General features: G+C 48.6%; 7 protein-coding genes. 3 read left to right on the top strand and 4 right to left on the bottom strand.

Features of this window, described 5'->3' with window-relative positions; genetic code table 11:
- The 4 genes from BQ7489_RS10015 to BQ7489_RS10000 form a co-directional block, all read right to left on the bottom strand.
- Window positions 1-1,011 (bottom strand): ABC transporter ATP-binding protein, encoded by a 1,011-nt coding sequence (locus tag BQ7489_RS10015; protein WP_072530884.1) that lies wholly within the window; start codon window positions 1,009-1,011, stop codon window positions 1-3.
- The gene (locus BQ7489_RS10010) at window positions 1,008-2,045 is read right to left on the bottom strand and encodes an iron ABC transporter permease (protein ID WP_072530883.1); all 1,038 of its coding nucleotides are present in this window, start codon (window positions 2,043-2,045) and stop codon (window positions 1,008-1,010) included. Before BQ7489_RS10010 ends, BQ7489_RS10015 begins: the two co-directional genes overlap by 4 nt.
- Window positions 2,046-2,063: 18 nt before the next feature.
- Window positions 2,064-3,212 (bottom strand): ABC transporter substrate-binding protein, encoded by a 1,149-nt coding sequence (locus BQ7489_RS10005; RefSeq protein ID WP_072530882.1) that lies wholly within the window; start codon window positions 3,210-3,212, stop codon window positions 2,064-2,066.
- 375 nt (window positions 3,213-3,587) lie between these two features.
- Window positions 3,588-4,475: an AraC family transcriptional regulator gene (locus BQ7489_RS10000; RefSeq protein ID WP_072530881.1), complete on the bottom strand. Its 888-nt coding sequence runs from the start codon at window positions 4,473-4,475 to the stop codon at window positions 3,588-3,590.
- 156 nt (window positions 4,476-4,631) lie between these two features.
- Here BQ7489_RS10000 and BQ7489_RS09995 point away from each other — a divergent pair, with 156 nt between their 5' ends.
- From BQ7489_RS09995 to BQ7489_RS09985, 3 genes are all read left to right on the top strand, one after another.
- Entirely contained in the window at window positions 4,632-6,020 is a 1,389-nt protein-coding gene (locus tag BQ7489_RS09995) for a sugar porter family MFS transporter (protein WP_072530880.1), read from the top strand.
- Between the two features lie 107 nt (window positions 6,021-6,127).
- Complete coding sequence (locus BQ7489_RS09990; RefSeq protein ID WP_072530879.1) at window positions 6,128-9,424, top strand: DUF5107 domain-containing protein; 3,297 nt, start codon at window positions 6,128-6,130, stop codon at window positions 9,422-9,424.
- 28 nt (window positions 9,425-9,452) lie between these two features.
- On the top strand, window positions 9,453-11,825 hold the full coding sequence (locus tag BQ7489_RS09985) for a beta-galactosidase (protein ID WP_072532116.1): 2,373 nt from the start codon (window positions 9,453-9,455) through the stop codon (window positions 11,823-11,825).
- The last annotated feature ends 151 nt before the right edge of the window (window positions 11,826-11,976 follow it).

Raw genomic sequence — 11,976 nt, 5'->3', positions numbered from 1 at the left:
CTACAAGTCGGAAACAATTTGCAGCATTTCTTCTATGTTATGTGCGGAAACGGTCTGGTTATCTGAGGTATGTACAATGAAATTACGGGAATTTTCATCGCCAGCATCAATCCAGCAGTCTGATACACACCCGGTATCGGCATGGATACCGTTCCGTTGCAAGGCTTTGCGGGCCATAGCGAATCTGTTCCCTTTTCCGGTGAGACGTATTTGCCTCCGGAATTCATTGTCAATCCGGAACAGTCCGCTTTCCATATCGAAACTGATTCCTCTGCGCATGAAGAAACTGCTCAGATAACCATCGAGCGACAAATCCTCGGGAGTCCCTATCGTAACACCTTTCTGCCGGTCCATGAGCCAGATCTTGTCGGCAATCTGCAAGGCCAGTTCCAGATCATGTGTTGAGAGGAAGATTGTCTTGTTCATGGAGCGTGACAAGTGCTGCAGCAGCTGCATAATCTCCACTTTACTCGGAAAGTCAAGAAAAGCAGTCGGTTCATCCAGAAATATGACTGGTGTTTCCTGGGCCAGAGCCTTGGCTATCATTACCTTCTGCCGTTCTCCGTCGCTCAGCCGGTGCATCATGTTGTGGCGCAGGTTTTCAATTTTGACCATACCGATGGCCTTGTCTACCACTTGTCTGTCTGTTTTTCCCAACCGGCCCCAAAAACCGGTATACGGACTTCTTCCCATTCCTACCAGTTCTTCGACCGTCATGTTCCGTAAGTCACATTTTTCGGTCAGTACAACTCCAATTACAGTAGCCAGCTCCTTGTCGGTATAATCTTCCAGCCGTTTTCCCATAATCTCGATTTCGCCTCCCAACGGGTGTTGGAAGCCGGATAATGTACGCAACAAGGTAGACTTTCCTACACCATTGGCACCTAAAAGACATGTCAGTTCACCGCTATGGATGGTTGCATCAATGTTTTCAGCTACCGTCTTTATATTTCCCTTTCCGGTATAACCGATGGTCAGTTTTTTTATATGTATGGTATCTTGTTTCATCATTCGTTCATATCGTTACGGCGTTTATTAAACAATACAGAGATTACGACCGGTGCACCTATCAGTGCAGTGACAGAATTGACTGGCAATGCTCCTTCAAATCCCGGCATACGGGCTATCAGGTTGCAAAGAAGGGCGAGTGAAGCCCCTGCCAATAGGGAGGAAGGCATCAGAATCCGATGGTCGGATGTCCGGAAAATGGCCCGGCACAGATGAGGGACAGCCAGTCCCAGAAAAATGATCGGGCCGCAATAAGCTGTCACGATTGCCACCAGTACTCCCGAGCAGGTAATCACCAGCAGACGTGCCCGTTTGATGTTCAGTCCGAGGTTTCGGGCGTAGGCATCCCCCAGCAGGAGCAGGTTCAAAGTCTTGATTAGCAGGAAAGAGAGAGGAAGGAGTATCGCCATCAGGCAGATGAATAACGTCATCTGGTCGCCCGAAACCCTAGCGAAACTGCCTAGTCCCCAAATCACATAGGCACGTATGTCTTCTTCCACGCTGAAGAATTTCAGTACACCGATAACGGCATTGGCTACATAGCCTATCATTACACCGATGATGAGAAGTGTCACGTTACCTTTCACCTTTTGTGAAACGAAAACAATCAAGGCCATAATCAGAAGAGCTCCGGCAATGGCAGCTACGGTCAGTGCAATTTCACCGATGATACCTACCTGACTCAATGCCACCCCTCCGATACTGCCTGAAAGCAATACCACAAAGGCGACGCCCAGACTGGCTCCCGAACTGATACCCAACACAGAAGGTCCAGCCAACGGATTACGGAAAACCGTCTGCATCTGGAGGCCGCTCACTGAAAGTCCGGCTCCTGCTACCAAGGCGGTAAGTGCCTGCGGTACACGTGATTTCCAGATAATGTTCTGCCAGATAATGCTTTCATTTTCGCTTCCCCACAAAATGCTCCATATGGAATGGAACGGAATGGAGACCGAACCCAATATCAGGTTCAGGAAAAAGAATACGAAGATGGAAGCTGTTATCAACAGCATATAGAAGGCGGCAGGACGTTTCATGCGTATTTCGTTGCTTTATTACTTTAACAGTTCATAGTATTTTGGTTGATAATCAGGCAATAGTTGAGGATGAAAAGCTTTGATCAGATCGCTTAGCACCACTTCCGGTTCTACCGGCATACTCTCGTAGAAAGGTTTTTCACGCATGTTACAGTAGATGACATGTCTGGTACGGAAAGCCTTGAAGTCGGTATAGCGGTTGTCTTCCTTTTCCAGTATTTCATATGAAAATTCACCGTTATAGCTGTTGACAATACGCCAGTAATCGGCATCGGCGGCTTGGCTGTAGACTGTCTCGAAATCCAGTGTGACTCCTCCCGAACGGGTATCGTCTTTCAGGAAGTAATCTGCTCCGGCATCCTTGAACAGTTGCGCAAGGAAACTTTTCCCACCCGGCGCATACCAGTTTCCTCCTCTCAGTTCACCGCTGAACACTACCGGACGTTTCTTTACATCTGCCGTAAGCTTCAACAGTTTCCGGTAATGCTCTTCAATAGCAGCAAATGTTTCATTGGCCTTAGCCTCCTGTCCCAATAACAGGCCTACAAATTTGATCCATTCCGCTTGTGCCAGTGGTGTCATTTCCTTGTATCCCAAATGTGGAATCAAGGGAATGCCCACTTCTTTCAATGCGTCATATCCCCCGCGTTTGTAAGGAGATATGAGAATAATGTCGGGATTGATTCCGATAATCACTTCGTTGTCGAAATTCCCTTCAATCCCTATTTTATGGGCTTTCCCTTCCTCCAACCGACGGCTCATTTCTTCATTGAACAGATGCCGGGTACTGGTAATGCCGGCTACGGCATCCAGAGCATCAAGCTTGATAAAGTTGGATAACTGGAGTGAGGTCATACAGATGACGCTTTTTACAGGAGTTTCTATGACCGTATAGCCCTCCGGAATATCGGAAGGCTTGTTGCCACGCGGAACCAAGGCATAGTGGAAAGATTCACCTTTCTCCTTTTGAGGGTCATGAATGTCGAGCAGGCAGGCATCCGACGTATAAGTTACATCAAAGCCTTGTGCATATCGGGGAGCGATTCTGGTTCTTACGGCATCTGTGACTATAGTATCCACCTTACTGCCAGATTCTTTCTTGCTACGGTTTCCACAACCGGAGACTACAATAGCAACCAAACAGAGTGTATATAATATTCTTTTCATTAACAATATGTTTCTTTCTTGTGATTTCTCTTTCCAATGAAAAACCCAACAAAGATAATGTTTTCAGTTGGATTTCCGAATAGTCTGAAGAAATCATCGGAAACTATATATCAGTATACATTAAAGACAACTTCTCACGAGGCTGTCCTTAAAAAAACTTTTATATAATCCCACATTAGCATACCGGCAACCTTCAGCTACATACGCATTTTCATTATCTCCCGGAGTATCTGCTCCCAAATCTATGCCCAGGAGCGAAAGAGAAACGGACGGAAACACATTTTCGTAATAATCCGATGCCAGATTTGTTCATAGTCTGGCATCTACTTTCCTTCCTACAGATTGATATCTCTACAATTACATACCGAAAACATTCTATCCTTTCTGAGCAAGTCTGAACTCTTTGGGAGATACTCCCATGATCTTGCTGAACAGACGAGAAAAATAATAGGTATCTTCTATGCCTACCTTATAACATATCTGATTGATCTTCATATCTGTGGAATTCAGCAGGAAACAGGCCTGCTGGATTTTCAGCAGGTTAAAATAGGAGAGTGGTGCATGACCTGCCTTCTTCTTGAACAGCATGGAAAAATGTGAGGGAGAATATCCTGTATGAGCAGCTATTTCCTGAAGTGTAAGGTGCTTTTCTATGTTTTCCTTCATATAATGGATGGCTGCCTCCACTATATCGTTTTCATCCAGCCCGTTGCTCCCGGCGTTCCGGTATTGCTGCAGGTACCTGAGTGAACCCAGGTAATAATGGAAGAGTGACGAAGCGTAATGGAGGTTCTCATTGTTGTAACCGTTCTTGAGTGTATTGAATATTTCCTCGAAAAGATTGATACGTTGACTGATTCTGGAGTGTGCTTCGGGTCTGACGTCGACAGGCTGGCTTACATTACGGGCGTAGTACGGAGCCAGCGTCCCTTTGAAGTGTATCCAGTAGATAGTCCATGGTTCGGTTTCGTCGGCACCATAGGCATGAGGAGATCCGGCGGGCAGGATGAAATACTGGTTGGCGTGTACACGGTATTCATGTCCGCCTGTACGGTACCATCCGGCACCGTCTATGCAATAGATGAATACGTATTGGTTGATGGCCTTTTCCCGTTCGCGGTAATGGTGACAGGCCCTCGGATAATACCCTATATCGGTAATATGTAATGCCGACAACAAAGGGTCTCTTTCCATGATGCCGATAATCATGGGGGGAATGACAATGGTCCTTTCTCCATGGAATCCGTCCTTGAGTTTGATCATGAATAAAAGTATTGAGGTTTTTGCAAATATACGGAATTTACATACGGTGTATACCTACAGAATAAGAAGATTGTCCATGTATAGAGAAAAAAAGTCCATTTTACACCTTGTATCTTTCTCCTATATTTGCGATGTCAACTTTAAATTAATCGGTACATGGAAAACTATAACAGGAAGTTCGTTTATTTTATCTGCCTGGTTTCGGCTTTGGGAGGTCTGCTGTTCGGTTACGACTGGGTGGTAATAGGTGGAGCCAAACCTTTCTATGAATTGTATTTCGACATTTCGGACAGTCCGGTCTTGCAAGGTATGGCCATGAGTGTAGCCCTTTTGGGGTGTCTCATCGGCGCCATGCTTACCGGTATGCTGGCCGACCGTTACGGACGTAAGCCACTTCTTTTTGTTTCGGCTTTCATCTTTCTTGCTTCAGCCTATGCTACGGGAGCCGCCGGGCATTTTGCCGGTTTTCTTGTTGCACGTTTTGCAGGAGGTATCGGCATCGGAATCGCTTCGGCCTTGTCGCCCATGTATATAGCCGAAGTAGCTCCTGCTGCGGTTCGGGGTAAACTGGTATCATTTAATCAGATGACTATCGTATTGGGTATTCTGGCCGCACAGACAGTGAACTGGCTGATAGCCGAACCTATTCCGGCTGAGTTTTCGCCGGCAGATATATCTGCGTCATGGAACGGACAGATGGGATGGCGCTGGATGTTCTGGGGAGCTGCTTTCCCCGCTGCCGCTTTCTTTATCCTGCTGTCCTTCATCCCGGAGAGTCCCCGCTGGCTGGCTTTGAAGGGGAAGCGTAATAAAGCTCGTGAGATCCTGTTCAAGATTGCCGGTCTGGCATATGCCGAGCGGGAACTGGGAATAATGAAGAAAGTATCCGAAACGCGTGGAAAAGCCGGACTGGCAACATTGTTCGGTAAACCTTTCCGCAAGATACTGGTACTGGGAGTCATTGTAGCCGTTTTTCAGCAATGGTGCGGTACCAACGTCATCTTCAATTATGCGCAAGAAATATTCCAGTCGGCCGGATATTCGATAGGCGATGTCCTTTTCAACATTGTTGTGACCGGCATAGCCAATGTGATATTCACGTTTGTAGCCATCTTTACGGTAGACCGCATAGGACGCCGTGCCCTGATGCTGCTGGGTGCGGGAAGTCTGGCTGGCATTTATCTTATATTGGGAATCTGCTACTTTTTCCAGGTGAGCGGCCTGTTCATGGTGGTACTGGTAGTGGCGGCCATTGCCTGTTACGCCATGTCTCTGGGGCCTGTGACCTGGGTACTTCTGTCGGAAATTTTTCCCAATCGCATCAGAGGGGTGGCCATGGCGGTCTGCACCTTCGCCTTATGGACGGCCTGCTTCATACTTACGTATACTTTCCCTTTGCTGAACAGTGCGTTGGGTAGTAGCGGAACGTTCCTGATATATGCGCTGGTTTGCGGTGCAGGATACATATTTTTCCTGTACCGTCTGCCTGAGACCAAAGGAAAATCGTTGGAAATGCTGGAGAAGGAACTGATAAAGGAAAGGTAGTCAGACCAGGCTTTCTGATAAAACAGATGGCCTGCGTAACGGAATAAACTTGTATGACATAATTGTCAGGTAAACTGATATAAACAGACAAAAAAATAGATATAACGATGGTAAAAGCCTGGAGAGAGCAGGTTGTAATCCCCACTTACGAAGTGGGCAGACCTGAAAAGAATCCGATATTCCTTGAAAAGCGTGTGTATCAGGGAAGCAGTGGAGCGGTATATCCGTATCCGGTAATCGAGTCCATATCGGACGAAAAGAAAGACAAAACATACAATGCCGTCTTTCTGGAGAATGAATACATCAAGGTGATGATACTGCCCGAGCTGGGCGGACGTGTACAGATGGCCTATGACAAGATCAAGCGGCGTCATTTCATCTACTATAACCACGTGATCAAACCGGCGCTGGTAGGACTGGCAGGGCCCTGGATTTCGGGAGGTATCGAGTTCAACTGGCCCCAGCATCACCGTCCGAGTACGTTCATGCCTGTTGATTCTACCATCGAGGAGCACCCCGACGGTAGTGTGACCGTGTGGGTAAATGAAATGGAACGGATGTTCCATCAGAAAGGAATGGCAGGATTTACCTTGAGGCCCGGACATGCGTACCTGGAAATCAAAGGGGTAGTGTATAACCGTACAGACATGCCACAGACTTTCCTGTGGTGGGCAAATCCGGCCGTAGCTGTAAATGATTATTATCAGAGCGTGTTTCCACCCGACATCAACGCCGTATTCGACCACGGCAAACGTGCCGTATCCAGTTTCCCCATTGCAACGGGAACATACTACAAGATGGACTATTCGGCTGGCGTGGACATTTCAAACTACAAGAACATCAAAGTGCCTACATCATATATGGCAGTCAATTCCCGTTTCGACTTTGAAGGAGGTTATGAAAACGATACGCACGGTGGCATGCTGCATGTAGCCAACCACCATGTCTCTCCGGGCAAGAAACAGTGGACGTGGGGTAACGGTGACTTCGGGCGTGCCTGGGACCGTAACCTGACCGACGAGGACGGACCGTATATTGAACTGATGGCTGGTGTGTATACCGAAAACCAGCCCGACTTTACTTGGCTCCAACCTTATGAGGAAAAAAGTTTTGTCCAGTATTTTTTACCTTACAGAGAACTGGGAATCGTGAAGAATGCCAGCAAAGACTTGTTGCTGAACATCGATCCTGCTGGTGACGGTGCGGTACGGATCAAGATTTTCGCAACCTCCGCACTCCGTGTGTGCGTAACTCTGGAAAGCGACGGGGGAAAAATCTTCTTCCATCAGGAAACGGATATCAGTCCGGAGGAAATATTCGACCGCACGGTCGACGTGAAGGGGGAACGGTTCGACTGCCTGACGCTGGAAATCACTTCCGGAGGAAAAGAGCTGCTGAACTGGCATGCCGAACCCGATGAAGTGAAGCCTATTCCCGATGCTGCCGAAGCTGCTCTGCTTCCGGAAGAAATCAAGACCACCGAACAGCTTTACCTTACGGGCTTGCATCTGGAACAATACCGTCATGCCACCTATAACCCGGTCGACTATTACAAGGAAGCCCTGCGTCGCGATCCGCTGGATGTACGCAACAACAATGCATTGGGCCTTTGGTATATCCGTAAGGGACGGTTCCTCAAAGCCGAACCTTACCTGAGAACGGCGGTGAAGGTCCTGCAGAAACGTAATCCGAATCCTTATGACGGAGAACCGATCTATAATCTGGGACTGACTCTGAAGTATCAGGGCCGTTACAGCGAGGCTTATGACCACTTCTATAAATCGTGCTGGAACGCTGCCTGGCAGGATGCCGGTTATTTTGCCTGTGCACAGATTTCGCTCATGCAGGGCAGACTGGAAGACGCTCTGGATGAAATAGAACGTTCATTGGTCCGCAACTGGCACAACCACAAGGCACGTGCCTTGAAAACGGCTGTCTTGCGTAAATGTGGCAGGACGGATGAAGCTTTGCGATGGATCGAAGACTCGCTCTCGATAGATCTGTTCAATTTCGGATGCCTGTATGAGAAATACCTGATTACCGGCAGTAATGAAGTTCTGGACCGCTTTAAGGATCTGATGCGCCGTGAGCCTCATAATTATGACGAGGTAGCTCTGGACTACTGCAATGCCGGATGCCTGGAAGAAGCAGCGGCACTTTGGCAGTTGGCCGAGCGGGAAGGGGCGGTAACACCGATGACCTACTATTACTGGGGATGGTGCCTGGTCCAAGCCGGATCGGACGAAGCCGACGGTATATTGCAGAAAGCAGCCGCCATGCGGCCCGACTGCTGTTTTCCTAACCGTTTGGAAGCTATATTGGCCCTTCAGTGCGCCATGGCACGGAATTCTGGAGACGCAAAAGCTCCTTATTATCTGGGCAACCTGTATTACGACAAGCGCCAATATGACCTGGCGGTAGAGGCGTGGAAATATTCGGCCCGGTTGGATGACAGCTTCCCTACGGTATGGCGTAACTTGGCGCTAGCCTATTTCAACAAGATGAATTCACCGTATAAAGCATTGGAATACATGGAAAAGGCTTTCCGGCTGGATACAGGCGACGCACGTATCCTGATGGAACTGGACCAGCTCTATAAACGGATGCATCGTCCGCATAAGGACCGGCTGGAATTCCTGCAGAAATATCCGGAGCTGATAGCCTGCCGTGACGACCTTACGCTGGAAGAAATCACCTTACTGAACCAGACAGGTAAATTTGAGGTAGCCAAGGAGTTGATTGACAAGCATGTGTTTCATCCTTGGGAAGGAGGTGAAGGGAAGGTTTCGGGTCAGTATCAGTTTGCCCGGGTGGAACTGGCAAAGAAGTTTCTGGTACAGGGAAGGTTCAAGGAAGCTGCAGATATATTGGAAGAGTGTCTTGTCTATCCTCCTCACTTGGGTGAAGGTAAGCTGTATGGCGCACAGGAAAACGATTTCTATTATTTCATGGGATGTGCCTATGAAAAGATGGGCCAGATGGAAAGAGCGATGGAATGTTGGGAAAAGGCTACTGCCGGTCCTATCGAACCGGCTCCTGCACTTTATTATAATGATGCGAAGCCGGACAAGATTTTTTACCAGGGATTGGCTTTACTGAAACTGGGAAGGAGCGGTCAGGCCAACGGCCGTTTCCATAAATTGGTTTCATATGGTGAGAAGCACCTGTTCGATAAGGTGAAAATGGATTATTTTGCCGTATCGCTGCCCGACCTGCTGATTTGGGAAGACAATCTGGACGCCCGGAACGTAATCCACTGCAAGTACATGATGGCTCTCGGACACTGGGGACTGGGTGACAGGGAGAAGGCTTTGAAATTTCTGGAAGAGATTGAAGCGATGGACAACAACCATCAGGGAATCCAGGCATTACGGTCGTACATCAAAGTAAGTGAAAACATGTAATCTGTAAGGAATTTTAATGGACAGAACAATGAAAAAAAGAAGATATGTAAGTTATATAATGGCGTGTGCCTTTGCTCTGGGAGTGGAAGGTATGCTTCCGGTATCTGCCCAGCAGGTATATGAACTGAAGGTTCCGGACACTTTCCGTGGAATCCGTTCAGGGCATCTCAAGCTGGGCGGTAGCTCTCCGACGGGAGGGAACATCAGTTTCAACAGTTTTTACATGATGGAAGACAACCTTCCGGTCATTCCGGCCATGGGTGAATTCCATTATTGCCGGTATCCGGCAGAACAGTGGGAAGACGCTATCCTGAAAATGAAGGCCGGAGGACTTACGGTAATTTCTACGTATGTGTTCTGGAATATCCATGAGGAAAAGGAAGGAGTGTTCGACTGGACAGGAAATAAGGACCTGCGCCGTTTTGTGCGCCTGTGCCAGAAACACGACATGCCCGTAATAGTCCGTATCGGTCCCTTTTGTCATGGAGAAATCCGTAACGGAGGCTTGCCCGACTGGCTCTTTGCAAAACCTCTGGAGGTGCGTTCGAACGATGACAATTACCTGAAGTGCGTGAAATCCCTATATCATCAGATAGCGTTGCAGCTTGAAGGTCTTTATTACAAGGACGGAGGCCCCGTTATCGGTATCCAGATAGAAAATGAGCACCAGCACTCGGCCGCTCCCTGGGCTATCTGCTATCCGGGAGAAAAGAAAGACATGACAGCCGCCACCTACGACTCTTCCATCACGATGGTCGGTGTAGGGGTGCAGGACAAGAAGATAACAACTGCCGAACTGGGTGAACTGCATATGCGTACCCTAAAGCGGATGGCTGTAGAGGAAGGCATGATAACTCCTCTCTATACGGCTACGGGGTGGGGGAACGCAGCCATCATCGACAACGAGGTAATTCCCGTAACTGCAGCCTATACATACCCGTTCTGGGGAAAGGTGGCGATGTCACCGTTCTGCCTCTTCAAGGATATACAGCATAATCCCGACTATGCTCCGGTGCGCTATGATACCGACGCTTATCCGTCGTTCTGCGCAGAGATGGGGGTAGGAATCCAGATGATCTATTCGCGCCGGCCCGTAGTTACTGCCGAAGCCGCCGAAGCCCTGATGGTCCGCTCACTGGGAAGCGGTGCCAACGGCATAGGCTATTATATGTATCACGGCGGGTCGACACCCAAACGGAGTGACGGAGTAGGTTTTTTCAGCGACGAACCGATGGGTGTCCCTAAAATATCCTACGACTTTCAGGCGCCGGTGGGAGAGTTCGGACAGGTACGAGACTCATACAGATGCCTGCGTCTGCTCCATACTTTCGTGAAGGATTTCGGCTACCTGCTGGCACCGATGCAAACCGTCCTGCCCGAAGGGTATGAGAAGATTACTCCTGCCGACCGTACTACGTTGCGGTATGCTGTACGCGTGAAGGACGGATCGGGCTTTGTGTTCATGACCAATTTCCAGGATCATGACACGGCACGTACAGACCAGACCGGACTCCGGCTCAAGCTGGACCTGCCAGGCGGTCCGCTCATGATTCCGAGCGACGGAACCTTTACCCTGAAAAAGGATGAGAGTGTCATCCTGCCTTTCAACCTGCACATGGACGATGTACTGCTGAAGTATGCCACCGCTCAGCTTCTGACTCGGATAGAAGAGGACGGATGCGACCATTATATATTCTTTGCCCCCGAAGGTATGGATACGGAATATTGTTTCGACAGGCAGACGCTGAAAGGAGGGAAGCATATCTATACGCCCCGGCCGGGACTGGAAAGCACATTCTCGGTAAAGGCACGCTCGGGCCGGAAAATAAAGGTCACCACCTTGACGCGCACGCAGGCTTTGAATCTGGTAAAGCTGGATAACCAGGTATTGATAACCTCGGCTACAGTCTTGCCGGAAAAGGGAAAATGTACTTTGCTGAGTCTGGGAGAAAACCGTATCGGCTATGTGCTGTATCCGTCGGCTGCCGGCTGGAAACAGCAGTGGACCGAAGTAGACCCGGTTATCCCTTCTGTAGAATGGGAAAAGGTAGGTGCCCGGAGAATGACTGTCCGTGCCGGACAACCCGAATTTCCGCAGGTAAACGAATACTTCCTGCGTGTCAACTATGTGGGTGATGTAGGTATGGCGTTCATCGGAGGAGAGATGGTTCTGGACCATTTCTATTACGGAGCACCTTGGGTTATCGGCATGAAGCGTTTCCGCCAGGCGCTGGAGAGTAATGAAATGAGCTTCTACTTCCGTCCGCTGGCCAAAGACGCCCCTTTCATGGCAGATCTGCCTAGAAAAGCGGTTCCCGATTTTACAGGGAAACGTGCCGTATGTCAGATCAGGAGCGTAGAGCTTATTCCGGAGTATAGGGCCGTTATCCGCACAGAGTAAAGCAGGTTACCGGAAATTATAGCACGGGAAAAAGAACCTGACGAATCTGAAAAAGAACTTGAATAATCTGAAAAAAGAATTTGATCTTTCAATCAAAAAGACTTGATCATTGGAAGAAAAGAACCTGACATCACAACCGGGATATCAGGTT

The organism is Bacteroides ilei, assembly GCF_900128495.1.
Lineage (GTDB): Bacteria > Bacteroidota > Bacteroidia > Bacteroidales > Bacteroidaceae > Phocaeicola > Phocaeicola ilei.
The sequence above is the reverse complement of the archived record's forward strand: the minus strand, read 5'-3'. Positions and strand labels throughout refer to the sequence as shown.